This window comes from Nocardia sp. NPDC019323, from assembly GCF_044389845.1.
Taxonomy (GTDB): domain Bacteria; phylum Actinomycetota; class Actinomycetes; order Mycobacteriales; family Mycobacteriaceae; genus Nocardia; species Nocardia implantans.
On sequence record NZ_JBIRYN010000005.1, the window covers coordinates 239,452 to 259,454 of the forward strand.

A 20,003-nucleotide genomic window follows, 5' to 3' on the forward strand; every position below is an offset into this window, starting at 1 on the left:
CTCGAGCGGCCCGCCCCTTTCCACCTCGGCCATTCAAGAGAAATCGGGATCACATGGCCCAGTTCTTGCAATTCGTCTTCTTAGGTCTGTCGACCGGCGCGGTATACGCGGTGCTCGCCTCCTCGCTGGTCGGCGTGCACGCCGCCACGGGAATCATCAATTTCGCGCAGGGCGCTTTCGCACTGTGGGCGGTATATGTCGTGGCCGCGCTGCGCACCGACGGCACCTTCGTCCTGCCCGTCGGCAGTCTCTCCCTCGGCACCGCCGACCATCCGACACCGATGGTGGCCGCCGCGGCGCTCGGCGTCGGCTCTGCGGCGGCCTGGTCGCTGCTGGCGCACCTGCTGGTGTTCCGGCCGCTGCGCAAGGCGCCGGTGCTGGCCCAAGTGGTGGCATCGGTCGGGCTCATGCTGTTCCTCCAAGCCCTCGTCGGGTTGCGGTTCGACACCGAAAACCTCTTCGCGACACCGCTTCTGCCGGAGAACACTGTCACGGTGGCCGGTGCGACGGTCAATGTGTCGGATCTGATCCTGGCCGGCGTCGCGATCGCCGTCGCGGTCGGGCTGCGCGCATACTTCACGCTCACCACCGTCGGGATCGCGACTCGCGCCGGTTCCGAGGACGAACTCGCGGCACGGCTGACCGGTTACTCGCCCGACCGGCTGGCCGCGATCGTGTGGGTGATGACCGGCGCGGCCTGCGGGCTCATCGGCGTCCTCGCCGCCTACACCATCGGCCTCAACGAGACGAGCTACACCTTCTACGTGATACCCGCGCTGGCCGCGGCACTGGTCGGGCGGCTCGCGTCGTTCGGCGTGGCCTGCGCTGCCGGCTTGGTGCTCGGATCGTTCCAGGCAGTCATCCTGTGGGCCGACACCAAAGACTTCTGGCCGAACTGGGCCCAGGCCGGGCTCGGCGACGCGGTGCCCTTCGTGATCATCATCATCGCGCTGTTCCTGCTCGGCGGCAGGATCCCGGCGCGCGGTTCGCTCGGGTCGGTGCAGATGCCCGCCGTCACGATCCCCCGGATCCGGTTGGCGCCGACGCTGACCGTCGTCGCGATCGCCCTCGCGGCCATCGTCTCGACCACGGGCACATGGCGGTTCGGCGTCGTCACCTCCATCATCCTGTCGCTCATCGCGCTCTCGCTGGTGCTGCTGACCGGCTACCTCGGTCAGATCTCCCTCGCCAGTATGGCTTTCGCGGGCACCTCCGGATTCGCGCTGTCGAAGCTGGCGAACAACTGGCACGTGCCGTTCCCGCTCGGCATGATCGCGGCGGCGCTGGTCGCCACCGCGCTCGGCATCCTGGTCGGCGTGCCCGCGCTGCGCATCCGCGGCGCCCAGCTGGCGGTGGTGACCCTGGCGGCCGCACTGGCCATCCAGGGCTTCGTGTTCAACAATCCGTCGCTGACACCGGCGCAGGGCAATCTCATCGCCGACCCCACCCTGTTCGGCGTAGATCTCGGAGTCCGGGATGGTACCGACCTGGTCACCTTGCGGTTCGCCCTGATGGTGCTGGCGGTGGTCGCGATCTGCACGCTCGGGGTGATGCGGATCATGGGCGGCGCCACCGGACGGGCGCTGCTGGCGGTGCGTTCCAACGAGCGGGCGGCGGCCTCGGTGGGCATCGACGTCGCGAAGACGAAGCTGCTCGGCTTCGCCGTCTCGGCCTTCCTCGCCGGCGTCGGAGGCTGCCTCATCGGTTACAGCCGCGGGCAGCTCTCGGCAGGGTCGTTCACGGTGATGATCGGCCTGACGGTGCTCGCGATGACCTACGTCGGCGGCATCACCTCCGTCACCGGCGCGTTCATCGCCGGGATCACGGGCCCGCTCGGCGTCGGTTACGTATTCCTCAACCAGACACTGGAACTCGGCGAGTACTACGAACTCATCGCCGCGGGCGTGCTGCTGCTGATGGCGGTGCTCAACCCGGTCGGCGTGGCCGGGGCGATCACCGGGACGACACACCGTCTGAAGGCGGTGATCGCCCGCCGATCAGGCGGCGAACCCGCGGCCGCACCGGCGCCGGGCGCACAGGAGAAGGCGGCGGCACATGTCTGAGACCACGACCCTACTGCGAACCGAGCGACTGTCGGTGCGCTACGGCGGCGTCGCCGCCAACTCCGATATCGACATCACCGTCGGCGCCGGCGAAATCGTCGGCCTGATCGGGCCCAACGGCGCAGGCAAGACCACCTTCGTCGACGCGGTCACCGGCTTCACCGATGCGACCGGGCACGTCACCCTCGAAGGCGTCGCGCTCGACCGGTTCGGACCGCATCGCCGCCGCCGCGCCGGACTGGCAAGGACCTGGCAGGCCGGAGAACTGTTCGGCGACCTGACCGTGAAGCAGAACCTCGCCGTCGCGCTGCAGCGCACCGGTCTGCGTTCCCTGCTGACCGACATCGTAGGGCGGTCCGCGCCACCGGGCGAGACCATCGAGGCCGCACTGGATCTGGTGGGTGTGCCCGGTGTCGGCGGCTTTCGCCCCACCGAACTCACCCTTGGGCAGCAGAAACTCGTCGGCGTCGCCCGCGCCCTCGTCGGCGGCTCCAGGGTGGTGTTGCTCGACGAACCCGCTGCCGGGCTCGACACCCACGAAAGCACGGAATTCGGGCAGCATCTGCGCCGGATCGCGGCTTCGGGCATCGGCGTGCTGCTCATCGACCACGACATGCAGCTCGTGCTCGACATCTGTGCCCGCCTGTACGTCCTGGATTTCGGCGTCGTCATCGCCAGCGGCGAACCAGCTCGGATTCGGGAGGACCCCCGCGTGATCACCGCCTATCTGGGCACCGCCGCACACGGCGAGGACGCGCGACCACCGGCGACGGCCGACCGGCCGGCAGGAGAGAACGAATGACCAGCCCCGCCGCGACCCGCCCCGTCCAGTCCCGGACCGAGCCCGTCCTGAGTATCGAAGGGCTCACCGTCGGCTACGGCGGCGTCCCCGCGGTGCGCGAACTGAGCGCGCGGGTCAGGGCGGGTGAGATCCTCGCCCTGCTGGGCCCCAACGGCGCGGGTAAGACCACGACCCTGCTGGCGACGGTCGGTGCGCTGCCGATCATCTCCGGCGCCGTCACCGCGCTCGGCGAACCTCTGGACCGGCGCGTGGAACGCAACGCGCGCCGCGGCGTGATCCTGGTGCCCGACAGCCGCGGGGTGTTCCACCGCCTCTCGGTCGAGGACAACTTACGCCTTTCCCGTCGCAAGAACAGTCCCGCTCTCGACGACGTGCTCGACTACTTCCCGAAGCTGCGCACGCTGCGCGCCCGCCGCTGCGGCACGCTCTCCGGCGGTGAACAGCAGATGCTCGCCCTGGCCAAAGCGTTTCTGTGCGGGCCGAAAGTACTGCTCATCGACGAACTCAGCCTCGGGTTGTCCCCCATCGCGGTGGAAGAGCTGCTGCCTCGCTTGCGTGAGATCGCCGACGACCAGCACATGGCCGTGGTGCTGGTCGAGCAGCACATCGGACTCGCGCTGTCGATCGCCGACTCGGCGGTGGTGCTCCACCACGGCCGGGCAGCGCTGACCGGTTCCGCGACCGAGCTGCGGGAGCGCCGGGACAAGGTCGAAGCGGCCTACTTCGGTAACCTCGAGGACGCGTCGGAGAATCCGGCGCGGAACTGACGCTCGCGATGCCACGCCCCCGACTCCTGCGGAGGTGGCGCCGCATCGAGAGCTTCGTCAGGCGAAGAGGGGAGGAACGTGACCGAGAGCGGGCACCGGGATCGGCGCAAAGGCCCGCCCGCGCGCCGCAGCACTCGCAACCGTCCGACCGACACACAGCTGCTGGACGCGGCGTGTGCGGTGATGGCAGAGGTCGGCGTCGATCGCGCCACGATGGACGCCATCGCCAGCCGTGCCGACACCTCGCGGGTGACGCTCTACGCCCATTTCGGCTCGCGCGACGCCCTGGTCCACGCCGTGATCGAACGCGAACTCGACAAACTCACCACCTGGATGTTCGAGATCTACGATCACGGCGAGACGATGAACTACGGTAGGCGGGCCAGGTACTCGATCGAGTCGCTGTTCGAATACGCGCGCCGCCACCCCCGCGGCTTCCGCGTGCTGCTGGACAACCGATACGACGACACCGATCCCGGGCGGCGGCTCTCGGCCGCTCTCGAACCCCGCGTCGCCGAGGAACTGCGCGCCAATTACGCCGAGCGTGGAACGCCCATCGGCCGCGGCGCCGACACCCTCGCCACCATGCTGCTCGGCATCAGCCTCGACATCGCCTACCGGGCGGTCATCGTCGACGGCGCGGACATCGGCGCGGCCTGCGACCTGGCCGTCACCGCCTCACTGGCGGTTCTGCGCGCGATCGACCCTGGCCAGCTGCGCGCTCTCGACACCACTCCCGCGCAGGGCTAGTGGACCTTCACTCCACCGCCCCGCTCGTCCTGCCCGCCGCCATCACCTCTTGTCGGAGTTCGAAACGGCTTCTCAGCTTTCGGGTCGTGGATCCGTCCCGAGTACCGCAGAGGTGTGTCGGTGTGCCCGTCCCAGTGGATCCCGCTCCCGCTATCCACCGATCGAGCCCCGAACTCGGAGGATGGAGACCTCGCGCACGATGGATGGTGCATGTCGGTCGGAACTGGACAAGCGCGGGATCCTGCCGCGGAAGGGACCCTCGACGATGAAACATCAGCATAAGGTTCACATCTCGGTTCTGGACACGGCTCCCATCACGCAGCTATCGAACGCGCGCATGGCGCTGCGTAACAGCATCGAACTGGCGCAGCTGGCCGACGATCTCGGCTACCACCGATATTGGGTGCCCGAACACCACGGAATGCCAGGCGTGGCCAGCGCGGCACCGGCAGTTGTCGCCGAACGCATTGCGTCGGTGACACAGCGGATACGGGTCGGAGCCGGCGGGGTGATGTTGCCCAACCACGCTCCCATCGTGATCGCTGAACAGTTCGGCACGCTGGAGGCTTTCCACCCCGGACGTATCGATCTCGGGCTCGGGCGTGCCCTCGGCGGACCTCGCGACATCGCCGACCGCGTGCGCAGCGAACAGGAACGCACGGTCACACCATTCGACGATCAGGTACGGGAACTGCTCGCGCTGTTCGACACGGACAACGACGGCGGCCGAGCGGCGGCGGTGCCCGCCGTAGGCAACAGACCGGAAATCTGGATGCTCGGCAGCGGTGACCACACCGCCCGAATCGCGGGGAGCCTCGGGCTCCCGTTTGTCGCCGCCCACCATCTGCAGCCGCTGAATACCGTTGCGGCAGTCCGGACATACCTGCGAACATTCCAGCCGTCATAGCTAGTCGCCCTACTGAGCCGGGCGCCGCGCGATAGCCGAGTCGAACGCGAGCTGGCTTGCGCCTTCGCCGCGTCCGACACCGACACGCCGAGTTGTCCAGCGCAGGTAGCTGCCGTCGGGTAGGCGCGTAATGCTCGGCTGGCGGCGAATGAGTAAGCCCTCGCGCGGGATCTCGGCATCGGCGATCTCGCGGGTGTCGGTCCGAGCGAGGAAGCGGCCCTGCGGCTCGGCCTGTGTGCCGTCGGGACGCGGCATGCGACCTTGCACCAGCTCGACCGACCGGTATCCGGTGGAGCGCGGCACGTACGGGATCCAGCGCGCTGGTACCCCCGTCTGCAGCGAATAGTCCAGTGCGGCCCGCGTCACCGGTCCGCGCGTGGGTGCGGGCGGGTCGTCGTGTTCGCGGGAGCGATCGCGGGCCAGCCCGCTGGGCCCTTCGACGGAACGTTCCACCGCCCATACCAGGTTCGCCATCTCGTCACGCAGGAACAGAACCTCCTCGACCGCCGGTCCGTCTTGCACCGCGACCGCGCCAGGAGGCACCAGCAATCCGTCCGCGGTCACTCCGTCATCGGAGGTGATCGTGAACATGCGCCAGCGACTGTCGGGGCTGGTCACGTCGGTCGGACGCACCACGAAGTGCTCGCCGAAGGTCGTTGTGTAGACCACGGATTCGACGGTGGTCAACGAACCGAACGGCACGTCGACCGGTACCACCAGCCAGTCGTTGCCGTAAGTCAGCGCGAACTCGGCCACCAACAACCGAGCCAGATCCCACGGCTCGCTCTCCACCACACCGAGGCTGACCGCCGCGTCCTCCATCTCCCACAGCCGATCGGCGGGCATGCCCGGGTAGCGCAAGGGAGTTGCCAGCAACGCATGCACCCGGCGCTGCGGCGGCGCAGCGGCGCGCGCCCCGACGGGCTCGGACAGCGTCGCGCCCGCTGCGGCGGGTTCGAAACTGTACCAGTCGACATCGCCTCCCGAATGCGAAGGCGCATCCAGGACGACGTCGCCCGCGCCGATCCGGAAGGAATGTTCGAGCCGTGGCCCGACCCAGGCATCCGTCCCACCGGCCGGAGGCGACACCTCGGCGCGATACCAGGACAGCCAGGGATCGGTCACTGCCCGTACCCCCGCCTCATCGGCTCCCGTCAGCCAAGCCGGCAGCGCCGGTGCCGCCGCCCCCAACGCGTCGGCGATCAGTTCCCCATCGGCCATGCCGCGGCCATCGAGCAGCCGCGCCAGCCGCAGCCAGTGCGGATCGAGCGCGGCGTGCGTGCCGTCCGGGTGATGCAGCGGGTCCAGATCCAGCGGGCAGTTGACGACGACGTCGGCGCGCAGGCCACCGAGCCCGGCGTCGGCGAGCGCGGCCAGCAACGCCGCCGCCGCCTCCGCACGTGCCCGCAGGCCTGGCGAAACCTCGCCCACCGGTTCGCGCTCGACCAACGGCTCCAACAACTCCTGACGCTCGCGGCCGAACGCGATGCCCGCGGTGTCGTCACGCGCCGCCCACCGATCCACCGCCGTGGTGGCGGTAACCACCCGCACGGTGAGCGGCGTACCGGCGTCTTCTCCCTCGAATTCACCGAGTTGCCATTGCCGGCCGATCAGCCACAGCGGATCGTGCACGCGCGCTTGGGTTCCTGGACTCGGGTCACCTGAACTGCTCTGCGGCTCCAGCCGGGTCCATGTCGGGGGGTCCGCCAGCGCGAAGACCGGCATCTCGGTCAGTTCCCGAGCGGAAATGAAGTCGGCTGCCATGATTACTGCTCCGCCTCGAGATAGTCGAGCACGCTTCTTGTGTCGAACTCGGTCGCGACCTTCGCCCATTCGATCACCGGCTCACCTTGCAGCGACCAGTCACGGAAGTACAGCGCGGGCAGGTATCGCCCGGCGTAGGGCAGCTGCTGCAGGGTGAGCAGCCGCATCCTGGCCAAGGCCATCGTCTCGTCGAGCACCGCCACGAGCTTGTCGGCGTCCCAGTCCGAGCCGTCCGCGGACAACGCCAGGAGGATCGCCTGCGGCGGACGGGAGCCGGGTGCGTTGGCATTGAGCGCGATCGCGGTCGTCGTCACGTCGACCAGTTCGGGTGCGGCGTCCGGGTCGGTGGGATCTCGCCGCTCGAGCCGCCGCGGCAGCACTTCGGTCCACTCGTCCAGCACGACGCCCGCCACTGCGCCGGAGAGGTCGGCGCCAGGCGGCCCGGCCACCTCGACCACCGTGTTCGTCAGCGGCACCATCGGCGGACGGCCTTCGGGGAACGGTAGGCCGACCCACGACCCATAGGCCCCGGCGGGCGACTGGACTGCGCGTAACCGGGGATGCATGCCGAATGCTTCACGGACGAGCAGCGTTTCGCCGAATGTGCCGGTGTGCGCGCGCATCCGCCCGGCGCGCTCCAGCCACGGCCGCAGGTCCGCCCCGGGCCGCGGGTTCACCGCGGTGGTACCGACCGCACCCGACCACAGGTCGGTTTCGCCGGCCCTCGGTGCGAACAGCAGAGGAATTGCCCGGAACTCGCCGCCGAACACCACTCGCAGCGCCTCGGTCGCCAGTTCCACCACCGACTTCGCCGGCATGTCCACGGTAACCCTCGCCAGCAGAGCGGCCGCCGCCGCCGCTCGCTGCTCGGCTTCCTCGACCAGAGCGTGCCGGGTCGCGGCCTGCTCGCCGCCGTCGGCCGCACCCGCCCCGACCGGCGCACGCACACCGAATCGGAGCAGCATCGGTTCCGGATCGACCCCTGTCGCAGCCGCTTTCAGTTGATCGGTGGCCTGTCGCGCCCGGGCCAGCAGTTCGGCAGTGTCAGGGGCTCGGCCCACGTCCGCCGCGGCGAGCGGGCGGCCGAGGTCGGCCACGTCGAGCGCGCGCCCGCCGGTCAACAAAGCCCGCAGCATCGAGGCCAGCTCCCAGTAGGGGGCGAGTGCCGAGAAGTCGTCGCCGAGATCGGGGAACCGCACCCGTAGCCGGCGGACCAGTGTCGAGGCGCCGACGTTGTCGCCGTCGCTGTCGTAGAGCATGTCGAGGGCGGACAGGCCGGAATAGGCGACGTTCAACGCACGATCGGGCACGATCGGGATAGCCGACGGGTCCGGTAGTGCCCGCTGCGCCCACGCCTCGAGTCGCGGTTCGGCCGCTGCTCGTGGACTCATCGGACTCCACCCGGGCACCCGGGACGGCAACGGGTCCGGCACGACGATCGCGATCCGGTGCTGAATCGGTACCCCGGTGCGGGGCGTGCGGACGACGTCGGGGTCGGGCGGCACGGACTCTCCGGCGCCGAGCACATCGAGCACGGCCGCGGCCCGGGTGGGGTTCCCGGAGACCAGCTGGTGCACCGACTCGGCCAGCAGCAAGTCGGCGACCGCGTCGTGGGTGTGCTCGAGTTCGGCGATTGCGGCGAGCACCGCCTTCGACTCGTCGGCAAGCGGCGGCACCCACTGGTCGATGTACCGGTTGTCGGTGGGGCCTTCCTCCAGCTTCTGCGCGATGAGCTGCGGGTCGATTGCCATCAGCCGCAGGCCGTCCACCACATCCGACGCTGCCAAGCCCTCCTGTACCGGTGCGCCGGGTTCGGTGAGCTTGCCCGACCGCAGCGGAGCGAGTGTGCGTAGCACATAGATGAAACGGTCGAGTTCGAGTTCACCGCCCGAGCGTTCGTGCAGCCGACGCTCCAGCCGGTAGCCCAGTAGCGCGCCCAGCGACTGGCCGTTGCGTATCCCTTCCAGCAACGACAGCGCGTCGCGTGTGCGGTTGCTCGACAGGTCGATGTCGAGAGCATCGGTGTTCGGGTCGCCGCGGCGATGCGTGAGCCTGCCGCTGCGCAGTACCGCGGCGGTCGCGGCGTGGGTGAGGCTGGGCGCGTGCACGTATCCGCCGTCCGCCCCATCCTGCAGCACATCCAGGCCGTCGACGGTCCCCGCGTCGGCCGGCACGCGGATCTCGATGTTCTCCAGCCATCCGTACGCGCCGATGTACGCACCCCGCGGCCGGCTCGACCGCACGTCGGCGAGCCGACGCGCGGCCGCGGCGGAGATCCAGGCGTCGAGGCGGTGCGAGCAGCAGTCCAGCGTCTCGGCGAGCAACAGCCGGCGCTCATCGAGCGAGTCGATTCCCGCGATCGTCTCGAGCGCCGACCGGAACCGCGCGCCCCAGCCGGTCCGCAGGAGCAGCTCGCCGATCACCTGCAGGCCCGCCGCGCCGGTCAACAGCTCCAGCCGCACCTGTCTGCCCGCGACCCGTTGCACGGTAGAGCGGGGCGCGAGCGCCGGGATCGGGTTGCGATCGGCGATCGTCCGCGGATCCAGCCGTCCGACGCGCTCCTCGATGTGCACTGCCGCCGCCGATACCATCGGGTCGTCCCAGCCGCGGCCCTCCAACAGCGAGTCGACGGCTGCCCCGACGAGGTCGCGGTCGAAATCGGTTCGGCTCTCGCCGATGATCTCGTGCAGCAGACCGGCCCGCCCGGCTGGCAGCACCGAGTCGCGGGCGTGCTGTTCGACCGCTGCCGCATGCGCCAGCAGCACCTGCAGCACGCTCTTGGGCCCGCCGGGCGGCTCGCCGCGCAGCAGCGCCTCGACGAACGCCGGATCGGAGTCGTGCGCCAGCGGCAGGGCCAGCGACCGGGTCATGGCGCCGAGCAGATCGTTGTCGTCGAGCGCGTTGTCGGCGACGCCCGCGAGCAGCAGCAGCGTCTTCGTGATCTCGCGGCCGCTGCGGGTATCGCCGAGATCCGGCAGCGTCAACGCCATCGCGCCGCGGACGATCGGGTCGGGTGAGAGCGCCGTGCGCACCCGCAGGCCGCGCAGCACGGCGTCCGTGCCCAGGATCCGTGGTAACGCGTCGTCGAGGGGCTGGTTCATCACCGTCGCGACGTCGCCAAGCCCGTCCTCCCATATCCGCCGAACCTGCTGGTCGATGAACGGGACCAGCCGGTTCTCCACGAAGCCACCGCGTAGCGGTTGCCATGCCTCGTCGGTTCGGACGACGGGGAGCAGCCCGTAGGGCTGTTTGCCCAGCCGCAGCACCGGCAGCGGCCCGCGCCCGCGGACATGGTGAATCCAATGGTCACGCACGGCATCGAGCGCGGCGCTGTCGAGCCGCCGATCACCGTTGGCGCGACCGGCCGGGGTGAGGTGCTCGATCGCCTCACCCCAGGTCGTCGCCCACAGAGCCGTGTTGAACGCCGCCGCGTGCGCCTGCTCGCGGCCATCGGCGCCGGCCAAGGACATGGTCGATGACGGGGAGACGCCGAGCGCGGCTGCCGTCACCGCAGCGTTCGAGCCCGGCGCGGCAGCGGAGATGTCGGTGTCCGGCGGAGCGGGCGGGGTCGATTTGCTCCACCCCGAACGCGCCGACTCGGTGTTGTTCGTCGGCGTACCCTGCGCAACGAATTCGGCGCCGTCGGTGAACTGGTGCGAGCGCAGGAGTTGTTCGAGCCGTTGCGCACTTGCCGCGCCGTCCAGAGCGGCGCGGACGCCGAATACCAGCAGCCTGCGTACGGTCACCCCCGGCCGCGGCAGGGTGACGGTCACGGCCATCCCGATACGGACCGCCTCGTCGTAGTCGACCAGCCAGCGCAGCGACTCATCGATCGGCGGCAGGTCCCGGCCCTCGATTCGCAGCGCACTCAGCTCGTCGCGGTCGGTCAGGCCGGTGGGCACTTCATCCGGTATCGCGTTGCCCGCCACCGTGACCGGCGCTGCCCCGTCCTGCTCGATCCGGACATAGAACCGGTCCGGCAGGGTGCGCGCCGCAGGTGGGCGGGCGGTGCGCGGCGGCGTCGCCGGGAAGTCCGGTGGGTCGGCGGGCCGCCGCGCCAGGTTGCGCGGGCGCAGCGCTTCGGCCACCCACGTGGCACGGCGTCTCCCCGTCGCGGCCAGCAGCGTCTGCCATGCGGCGGAGGTCGCGGCGGGATCCGGCCACACGGCGGTCCAGTACGTGATGCCCGCCTCGCGCTCAACGTCCGACAAGCCCTCGTCCAGCGACTCCGAGTGCAGCGTGTCGTGGTAGATCCGCACGCGCAGCCGCGCGCCGTCCTCGGTCGAGCGGGTCTCCACCCGCACCGGCAGCAGCGCCAACGGCAGGTCGGCGTCGAGCCGCAACGTGTTGCCCAGCAATCCACCCAGTTCGAGCCGCACCCGCTCGTCGAGCTCACTGATCGCCCGAGCCGCCGCGGCGCGCTGCTCGACCAGTTCATCGACCCGAGCGGCAGCGGCGTCGCGGTCGCCCGGTGCGCCGGATACCTGAATCTCGCCGAGATATCCTCGTGCCGAGGAGATTTGCGCCACCTGTTCGTTCAGCGAAGCGATCAGCTTCGACCGTTCGGCCGTGGCGGCAGCCAGCCGAATCCGCGCTCGCCCCAGTTCGGCCATCACAGCACCGCCCCCGCGACCATCTTCTTGGCAAGGAACGCGGCTCGCGCCGGCAGTTGGAAGAGCAGATACGCCGTCTGCGCGCTCGACGCACCCCAGCGGCAGTTGTCGAAGGCGATGTCGGTGTGCGTGGTCGCGTCGAGGAACCCGCCGGGCCGGTTGACGCCGAGGTCGGTCCACACCAGATTGTCTCGGGTGATCGGCCCGTCACGGGACGGGTCGAGGCCGAAGCGCGGCTCTGTCGGATTCTCGGACAAGGTGAACCACCATTTCTCGCCTGGCGTATCGATGCGTTCGCGTGGCATCGCGAACCCGACCAGCAGCAGGTTGGGCGGCAGATGAACGTGGAAGAGGGTCTTGATCGGAGAGTCGGCCTCGAAGACGGGGATGCCGCGGTCGCTGGCGGCTTCGCGCGCGGCGTGCGCGACGACGCCGGGGTAGCGGCGGATGAGGTCGCCACGTACCAAGAAGACCAGCTGCCCGTCGAGGTGCGGATCGACATGGGACCGCAAACCGCCACTATGCCAAGCCGTCTCGTGCAGATCTGCCACCAGCTCCTTGGCGCCGGTCCAGAACGAGTCGAAGTAGGTGCCGCGCTGATCTGTCGGGAACTCGCGCCACAGCAGCTCGCGCGCCATCTCGTGGTTCAGGCCGATCAGATAGGCTTCGATGAACCGGTTGTTGGTGAGCAGCAACGTCGCCATATCCGGCGACTCGATCAGCCCGAGCCCTGGGACCATCCATTCGCGGTCGTAGCGGTGCAGCGGCTCGTACATCGGGTAGGTGAAGCGCGGGTGCGCCATCACCGGCTCGACCAGCAGGTCATCGAACCAGTCCGGCCGCAGCCAGTTCGGGAATCGGCCGCTGCCGAGGTGCAGTCGCGCCGAGACCCGGGCCGGGATCGTGCGGGCGGGATCCAGCTTGCGGACGAGCTCGAGCGCCGGAGCGTTGATCCGCCCCCGTGCCGGTGCGGTGAACCGATCATCAATGACCACGCTGGTCGCGATCGCGCGCAGCGCCGCCGAGATCCGGCCGCCGCCGACGTCGATGCTGTCGCCGATCAAGCCGGTCAACCGGGTTGCGGTCTGCGCGAACTCTTCGTCCAGCGCGGTAGCCTCCCACCGCACTGCCCACTCCCTGGCGCGAGCTGCGTAGTCTCGCAGTGCGACCGGTGAGACGAATACCTGGTCCGATTCGCGTGCCGGTCCGAGCGGCTCGAGCTGCAGCCGCTCGGCGTCCGCGCGAGCGACGGGGAACTGGAGCAGTCCGACGATGTCGGCGCCTGCGACGATCTCGCCGAGCATCGTCGCGAATGCCAGCCCGTTGGCGGCGGCGTCCGCGCTGTGTTCCATCTCCGTATCATCGGGCGCGGTGCGGACCAAGCGGGCGCCGAGCGACTCGATGATGTGTCGGCCCAGCGGGACCGGGTCCTGTGGGATCTGATCGAGCGATTCGGGCGTCAACAGCTCCGACGGCGTCGGCTGGGTGAACGACTCCTGCCAACGGGCCAGCAGGGTGTCGCGGTCGACCTGTGGGTCGACCGCCTGGGCGAGGCCGGCGGTGAGCCGCGCTCTGGCCGCGGCGCTCAACGCGCGGATACCGTCCGGCGCAACGTATTTCGCGACCCAGTTGCGGGTGAATCGGTCCGGCAGCACGGTCAGCGCGTCGACACGGGCTCGGCGCAGCGCCGCCTCGCGCACCGCCGTCTTCACGATCGGCCCGCGCACCCGCGACAGCCGACGGAAGGCGCCTGCCGTCACCGCGTGCGGCAGGCTGGACGCGCCGAGGACTGCCCACACGCTGCGACCAGGCGAGTCCAGCACCTTGCCATGCACCCGTTCGGTCGTCGCGAGGACAGCGGCGTCGGTGAACCGGGACAAGTGACGGCGGTGCAGCGAAGCGGTGACGTGTTTTGCCAGCTGCGCCAGCCGCAGCGCCCGGTTGGCCGCCTCGATGCCGGTGATCTGGTTCCAGGCTGCGGCGATCAGATCCTCCTGCTCGGCCTGGACGACCCGCGTGCCCAGCCCGCCGACGATCCGGTTACGTGGATCGGTGTTCAGCTCTCGGAACCATTGCGGCTGGCTCGACAACTGTGGTTCGGCCATCTCGATCCGAGGCTGGCGCGCGTGCATCGCGCCGTAGAGCGGCGGTCCGACCAGCGGCGGCCCGGGGTCCTCGGCGTGCGCGAGTCGCTCCGGCCGGTTCAGCGTCGACACCAGCGTGTCGGTGACATCGCCGGGCCACTGCTGGTCCGCCTCGGTCGGCCATTCTTCCTCCGGCACGGACTCCGGTTTCTGCGGCGACACGACCGGACCGGCCACCACCATCTCCGCGCCCTGGGACTCGGCCGTCAGTTGGAGTTCGGGCCAGGGATGTGTGGTGTCGACCCGGCGGCGCCCGACCCCGGGCGGTGCCACCCGAGGCCGCAACTTCCGTGCCAGGCTCTCGAAATTGCCGTCCTGCGCGGTGGCGAAACTCCACGAGTAGTAGACCGGCAGCGTCACCATGTCGAGCGGGTCGCCGGCGGTGGAGTCGGCCGCTGTGCCCCACGCCGGCGCGAGCGTCGTCACCGGAGTAAGCCCGAGCGCTGCTTGTGCGCCGGCCAGGAACGTCGGCACGACGCACGCGGTGTAAGCGGTGTTGTCATCGAGCCGGCGCGGGCAGACCAGCCGGCTCAGGTTGTGCGCGGCGTTCGCCTCGCCGAGGCGGCGTTCGAGTGTGGGTTCGGTCTCGGCGTCAGCGGCCTTGGCGCCCGTTACCTGGGCGTGCGCCCAGGCCCACGCGTCGTGCAGCGGCTGCAACTGGTCGCGTCGGATCCGCGCCACCCGCACCGATCCGCGCTGCTCGCCGAATTCGACGAGTCGTTTCTGTGCGACCACGAGTGTCAGCCAGGGCACCAGCCGGCCCTGCTCGTCCGGCCCCGCGGGCGTGAACAGCCACGGCAGGTCGGGCCGATCGAATTCGACGTGCACCAGGTCGTCCACCTCGGCGTCGACGGCGTCGTCCTTCGGGAAGGCCCGGATCACCTGACGCGGATCGACCTCGAGGACGTCGGCGGGACCGTAGACGCGCACACGCATCTCGGCGTCCACCGAGCCGCGCTCGTCGACGACCGGCACTTTCAGCTCCACCGCTGCGCGGCTGGGCAGGTTCCAGTCGAACGGCGTCGTCAGCGCGGCGGCGATGCCGGTGCGCGCGTGCGGCATGAACACGTAACGGTCCAGCACGATCTGTTCCGGGGGGAGCGGCTGCTGCAGCGCCGCGATGACATCGTCGGCGCGAAACCTCGCGCCCGCAAGCGATTCCAGGGTGTCGGCCATCAGGAAACTCCGAGCCGTGCGAGTTGGGTGTCAGCGGCCAGGTGCTGCTCCGCCGCGTGGGTATAGGTCTGCCACTGCCCGTCCGTGGCGACAGTCGCCTTGGACACCACCGTGACCTCGGCTGGATCGGCGAGCACGATCGGATCGCGGGCGGCGGAATACCGGCTGCGCGCGCGCAGTTCGCTGCGCGCCGCGGCCCCTGCGTGCAACGCCACGGACGCGGTCGAGGCGAACAACGTGTCTGTGCCGATGAGGTGGAGTCCGAGCAACTCGTCGTCGTCGCAGACGAACGTCTCGTAGCGCGATTGGGTCTCGCGGGCAGCGTCGAAGTTCGCGCCTTCACCGGGTGGCCGGATGCGCGCACCGGCGGGCATCTGCTCGAAGCTCGGCCGCGACAGTTTCTGATCTTCTGCGAGGTCGAGATACGAACCCGGCGCGAACGAGTCGGTCACCTGGCTCACCGCGCCGACCGGTGTGTTGTTCACCAGCGGCACCCCCAGGTGTACCCGGCGCTGCCCCTCGGGGACGGGGTTGGCACTCACCCGCGTGACGATCGTCTCGAGCGGCACCGCGTGCTGGCGCACGTCGAACAGCCCCATCGGGTGCACCGTCACCTCGACCTCGCTCGGCGGCGCGGTCTTCAGCCGCACCACGCGGTCGGAGTCCGGTGGCGACAATGCCTGCCACGCTCCGGGATTGCGATGCAACGCGGCGTGCACGAGCTTGCGGGGCTCCGCCGGGGTCGGCGGCGGGTTGTCGTTGTCACCCCAGGTGAACGGGCCCACGTCGATATCGGCACTCGTCCACAGGACCTCCACCTCGGCGCTGCCCGCCGCCCGCCAGGGCGCCGGGCCCGACAGATGCAGCGTCAGCGAAACGCCCGCGAGGGTGGTTCCGAACACGTGCACGGTGAGACCGGCGTTGGCGTCGATCAGGAACGAGAAGGAGGGCGAGAACAGCACCAGCGCGTCGAACGCGAAATGCCCACTGATATCGGCCACTCCGACGTCGGCCGACATCTCCACCCGTGAACCCAGCTGCACACTGTTCGTTGTCACCGCGAAGTAGGCCTCCGCCCGCAGTGACAGGATCGCCGGGGGCGAGAGATCCATGTTCAGCCGTGTCATTCCGGCGAGTTCTCGCGGCGGCTGGTAGCGCGGGTGGAATCCGCCCGCGCTGATCGCGATCTCGGGTGATCCGCCCCATCGCAACAACAGGCCGATGTCGCCGCCGACGGCGAACCCGGCGATCCTGGAACCGTTGAGTGATACCAACACCAGCAGGTGGTCGGCAGTGATCTCGCCGTAGACGAGCGCCCGCAGGTCGACGATCGGCACGTCGGGGGTCGGCAGCGCGACGCGCACGCGCCCGATCAGCACGATGCGCGGATCGGGCAGCGACACGATCACACCGACCTGGGCGGTCAGGAAGCTGACCGGCCGGCCCCAGCCCAGCTCCAGCATCGGCCCGACGACGATCGATCCCGGCGACGTCGGGAATACCCGCTCCAGGGTGCTGAGAATGGCGGGTGCCGCCGCGACGGGGTCGGCGGGAAACAGGATGTGGTCGAGCGCGCCGTCGGCCATGGCCACACGCAGCGCATCGCTGTCGAGGCTGTGCTGGATGCCCAGAATGCCGCCGACCGCGTTGAGGGTGAACCCGAACGTCAGGTCCATCGGTGGGCGGAACTCCACCGACATCACTATCACGAGCGCGAATTCCGGATCCAGCGTGAGCAACCCGACCGCCTTGATCTCGACCGGTCCCATGCGCAGCTGCAGCGCGCCCCCGAATCCACCGGGACGGATGCCGAGATACCCGCCGCCGCGCACGATCCCGGTGTCCAGCAGCAGGCCGATCCCGGTGGGCTCGCGGACGGCGACCGACACGGGGTTCACGCCGTCGCGCACGGCCGCCGGATCTATGCGCAGGTGCACGCCCGCCCCGTCGACGGTCGCGACTACAACGCCGAGCTCGGTGGTCAGTCCTGCCCCGACGTCGACAGTGTTCGGAACACCCGCAGGCAGCTCGACGGCGATCTCGCGGACGTCGATCGGGCCCTCCTTCGCCCTGGCGGGCAATACGACGCGGGTACCGCCGCCGATCGTCACGCCCCGGCCCAGCTCGACGCCGACGACCGCGTCAGCCTGGAATGAGCCTGCCGCACCGGCGAACAGCGCGGCGAGGGCGCCGCCTCCGACACCGGCCGAGAGCCCGGTCAACGCCAACTTGATCCCGAAGTCCGGTTTCTGCCCGGTCGTTCCGAGCCGCACGGTCACCTTCGCTTGGTCGAACCTCACGCCGACCGGTGCGGCGAACAGACTGCGTCCAGGGGCGATGAGCGTGTACTCGAGGGCGCCGTCCGCGACCCGCAGTTGTGGCACGGCCTTCGGAAGCCCGAGCTGGGCGGCGAGGCCGCGTGGAACCACAGCATCCCAACCGATCCTCGTGGCCAGCAGACCGGTCAGTGACAGGCCACCGACCGCTGCCGTGGCGTCGCCGATCGCCTTCAGCGCGATCCCCATCTGCAGCGCGGCTCCGGCAAGGTCGAGCGCCGCGATCCGAGATGGCACCAGGTCCAGTGCCGCATTCGCGGCCACGAGCAGGCTCGCGACCGCTCCGCCCGCATCCGCGAACCCGGGGACAGCAACGCCGGCGGCGAAACTGGGGACGTCGGCGAGCAGGCCGCGTAGCTCGGCCAGACGCGCGAAGGCGAACTCCAGAGCGCTCGCGAGCAGTTCGGTGGCCAGCGCTGGGTCGGGGTTGCGCGCGGACAAGCCGATCGCGAGGTCTTGCACGGCGGGCGCGGGATCGGCCGCCGCGACTGTTTGTACCGCCGCGGCGACCGTCGGGTCCAACGGAGGAGTCAGTCCGCGGAACGCGATCAGCCGCACACCGGCGTCGGCATCGCCGAGGCACTCGGCAATGAGATCTTTCGCCGCGTCACCGGCCGATGTCGCGCCGAGCGCCGCCGCGGCTCGGGTGCCTGGATCGGCGTGCTGCGCGGCGATGGTCAGTACCGGCACGGCCGCGGCGCTGTGGGTCCGGTCGACAGCGATCGTCGCGAGCAGCGAGGCCGCGCGCGCGGCAACCGCGGGCTCGGGATCGGCCACCAGTATGGTCAGCGCATCGAAACCGTCGCCGCCGACCTCGGCCGCCGCGGCGCGATAGTCCGGTTCGTCGGCGTCGAGCAGTTCGCGAATGCGTTCCTGTGATATGGGCATGTCGTTCAGCCTTCCGCGAGCGGGCTGGCGGAGACGGTGGCCACGTCGTCCTCGGACAACTGCGGCGGGTCGGCTGTGATCGCGGCGGTCGAGGCGTACATGAGATTGTCCGAGTCGGCGGAGTCGCCGAGCCCGAGCACGTGTCCGAGCTCATGCGCGAGCGTCCACTCGCTCGCCAGCGACGCCGAGAGCAGCACTCCCGGCTGTGCCTCGGGGTGGCTCGCGCATCCGGACGCCGCGGGCACCATGTCCCGCACCACCGCGATCAGGACCTCGCTCGCCTCCAACCCGGGGCCGGACTCGTACTCCGGCGAGCGAAACGTCGCATGCAGGTCGGTCACCTCGGCTGTCGGCGCGGCGGCGGTCCCGACGTACAGCGTGCGGAACCGGTCGAGATCTCCCGGGTCCGTCAGGTCTTCCTGGGACACTCCGACAAGTTCCACGCCGTTGGCCGCGAACAGCGTCATGGCGTTGTACAGCATCTGGTCCACCGACGCACGTTTCGGCGGTGCGAGCACCTTGGTGTGCACCTTGACGACCTTGGCCAACGGCAGCGACTGGAGGTAATACACCTGGTAGCAGTGCCGGCGGGTGTCGTTGGTATGGTCACCGAATTCCTTGGCGGCTTTGTGCCGGTCGATCTTGGCCAGGTCGGCGTCGTCCACCGCCGTGGACAATCGCGTCGCGGTCGCGAACAGCACGCCGAACCCCCGGCCCCATGTGGTCGAAGTAATCTCCGTGTGCGCTGCGTCCGGATCCCAGAACAGAAACGCGTCCTTACCGGCGATCGTGTCGTGCGCGAACACGAGCACGTGGTGCTCCGGCTGGGGAAACTTGCTGCGCTCATGAGCAGCGCCGCTCAGCACGCCGCAGTGCACGAACCCCCCGGCGTCGAGCGTGGCGCGCATGCGAGCGTATGCGGCGGCCAGCGCCCCCGGTGAGTTGTGCTGGATCCGCTGTGTGGCGACCTCGTCCGCCGTGGCCGCAACGCCCGGCACCACCACCGCGTCAGCGAGTCGACCGCTACTGATCACCGCCGTCGGCGGCAAGGTCACCGCCCCACGCTTGGCCAGCAGCTTGCGCGCCATAGCGCGCAGCACCTCGAAGCAGCGGTCCTTCTCCAGTTCGTGCGCGGCGAACACCTTGCCGATAGTGTCGGCGCTGCCCGACCAATACGGAGCCGGCGGAATGTCGGGCGTCGACCAAAGCTGCTGAAAGTCCGCGCGCGCGGCAGCCGCGTCGGTCTTGCCCGTGGTGAACAGCTGCCGGATCGGGAACATGTCCCCGTCGACCTCGAGCAAATTCAGCATCGCCAGAATTGCCCCGACATCGATCGGGTCGGCATTGAGCTTCTTACGGAAGAACTCGATCGCCTTGGTCAATTCGGTAGCCGGAAAGAACTGCAGACGGAGATTGCTGCGCAGTTCGGCTTCGATCTGCCGGATCATGCCGGCGACCGTCTTGTTCGTGACGTAGAACTGACCGTCGGTGAACATCTGAGTGTGGCTGCCGAAGTCGGCCTTGAAAGCGGCTACCGCGGCATCGAACTTCGGCGTAGTGAAGTTCATGACCGTGCTCGATGACAGTGCGACGTCGCCATAGCAGACGATATTCCTCGCGAGGGCTCGCTACCCGCACGAGTACCGGACTACTCGGATCCACCCCCGTTGCGTGGTCGACTACCTGCGCCGCAAGTACATGCCCCTCTGACTTCAGGTGCCGGACCTAGCCGGGACAACCCCGTGCCCCGCGATCACCTCCATCGACCTCGACGCTGTCCGCCACAGTGCGCT

The 20,003-nt window shown here is 69.6% G+C and carries 10 protein-coding genes; 5 read left to right on the top strand and 5 right to left on the bottom strand.

The genetic code is table 11. The features are described 5' to 3' along the window. Positions 1-53 precede the first annotated feature (53 nt). The 5 genes from ACH49X_RS20455 (at position 54) to ACH49X_RS20475 (ending at position 5,289) form a co-directional block, all read left to right on the top strand. Entirely contained in the window at positions 54-2,063 is a 2,010-nt protein-coding gene (locus ACH49X_RS20455) for an ABC transporter permease (protein WP_357206002.1), read from the top strand. Further along, the gene (locus tag ACH49X_RS20460) at positions 2,056-2,865 is read left to right on the top strand and encodes an ABC transporter ATP-binding protein (protein WP_195081343.1); all 810 of its coding nucleotides are present in this window, start codon (positions 2,056-2,058) and stop codon (positions 2,863-2,865) included. The genes ACH49X_RS20455 and ACH49X_RS20460 overlap by 8 nt, the downstream gene beginning before the upstream one ends. Further along, a complete protein-coding gene (locus tag ACH49X_RS20465; protein ID WP_357206005.1) occupies positions 2,862-3,632 on the top strand; it encodes an ABC transporter ATP-binding protein in 771 nt (256 codons plus the stop codon). The genes ACH49X_RS20460 and ACH49X_RS20465 overlap by 4 nt, the downstream gene beginning before the upstream one ends. A 78-nt stretch (positions 3,633-3,710) precedes the next feature. Continuing rightward, positions 3,711-4,382, top strand: coding sequence for a TetR/AcrR family transcriptional regulator (locus ACH49X_RS20470; RefSeq protein WP_357206008.1), 672 nt, complete (start codon positions 3,711-3,713; stop codon positions 4,380-4,382). Between the two features lie 265 nt (positions 4,383-4,647). After that, positions 4,648-5,289, top strand: a complete 642-nt coding sequence (locus ACH49X_RS20475) for an MsnO8 family LLM class oxidoreductase (RefSeq protein ID WP_357206011.1) — start codon at positions 4,648-4,650, stop codon at positions 5,287-5,289. A 9-nt stretch (positions 5,290-5,298) separates the two neighbouring features. On the opposite strand, the gene ACH49X_RS20480 is transcribed toward ACH49X_RS20475, so the two are convergent. The 5 genes from ACH49X_RS20480 to ACH49X_RS20500 are packed head-to-tail and all read right to left on the bottom strand — an operon-like array spanning position 5,299 to position 19,778. Continuing rightward, positions 5,299-7,122 (bottom strand): hypothetical protein, encoded by a 1,824-nt coding sequence (locus ACH49X_RS20480; RefSeq protein WP_357206014.1) that lies wholly within the window; start codon positions 7,120-7,122, stop codon positions 5,299-5,301. Then, complete coding sequence (locus tag ACH49X_RS20485; RefSeq protein WP_357206016.1) at positions 7,056-11,666, bottom strand: hypothetical protein; 4,611 nt, start codon at positions 11,664-11,666, stop codon at positions 7,056-7,058. The genes ACH49X_RS20480 and ACH49X_RS20485 overlap by 67 nt, the downstream gene beginning before the upstream one ends. Next, positions 11,666-14,986, bottom strand: coding sequence for a hypothetical protein (locus ACH49X_RS20490; protein WP_195081337.1), 3,321 nt, complete (start codon positions 14,984-14,986; stop codon positions 11,666-11,668). Before ACH49X_RS20490 ends, ACH49X_RS20485 begins: the two co-directional genes overlap by 1 nt. After that, positions 14,986-18,210 carry a HEAT repeat domain-containing protein gene (locus ACH49X_RS20495; RefSeq protein WP_195081336.1) on the bottom strand — a complete coding sequence of 1,075 codons (3,225 nt, stop codon included), beginning with the start codon at positions 18,208-18,210 and terminating at the stop codon, positions 14,986-14,988. Before ACH49X_RS20495 ends, ACH49X_RS20490 begins: the two co-directional genes overlap by 1 nt. A 5-nt stretch (positions 18,211-18,215) precedes the next feature. After that, positions 18,216-19,778, bottom strand: a complete 1,563-nt coding sequence (locus tag ACH49X_RS20500; RefSeq protein WP_195081335.1) for a matrixin family metalloprotease — start codon at positions 19,776-19,778, stop codon at positions 18,216-18,218. Positions 19,779-20,003: the final 225 nt, after the last annotated feature.

What these genes read in the sequence shown, in the direction of transcription:
- ACH49X_RS20455 (WP_357206002.1), top strand. Translation starts at nt 54, where the DNA reads ATGGCCCAGTTCTTGCAATTCGTCTTCTTAGGTCTGTCGACCGGCGCG.
- ACH49X_RS20460 (WP_195081343.1), top strand. Translation starts at nt 2,056, where the DNA reads ATGTCTGAGACCACGACCCTACTGCGAACCGAGCGACTGTCGGTGCGC.
- ACH49X_RS20465 (WP_357206005.1), top strand. Translation starts at nt 2,862, where the DNA reads ATGACCAGCCCCGCCGCGACCCGCCCCGTCCAGTCCCGGACCGAGCCC.
- ACH49X_RS20475 (WP_357206011.1), top strand. Translation starts at nt 4,648, where the DNA reads ATGAAACATCAGCATAAGGTTCACATCTCGGTTCTGGACACGGCTCCC.
- ACH49X_RS20480 (WP_357206014.1), bottom strand. Translation starts at nt 7,122, where the DNA reads ATGGGCGAAGGTCGCGACCGAGTTCGACACAAGAAGCGTGCTCGACTA.
- ACH49X_RS20485 (WP_357206016.1), bottom strand. Translation starts at nt 11,666, where the DNA reads ATGGCCGAACTGGGGCGAGCGCGGATTCGGCTGGCTGCCGCCACGGCC.
- ACH49X_RS20490 (WP_195081337.1), bottom strand. Translation starts at nt 14,986, where the DNA reads ATGGCCGACACCCTGGAATCGCTTGCGGGCGCGAGGTTTCGCGCCGAC.
- ACH49X_RS20495 (WP_195081336.1), bottom strand. Translation starts at nt 18,210, where the DNA reads ATGCCCATATCACAGGAACGCATTCGCGAACTGCTCGACGCCGACGAA.
- ACH49X_RS20500 (WP_195081335.1), bottom strand. Translation starts at nt 19,778, where the DNA reads ATGAACTTCACTACGCCGAAGTTCGATGCCGCGGTAGCCGCTTTCAAG.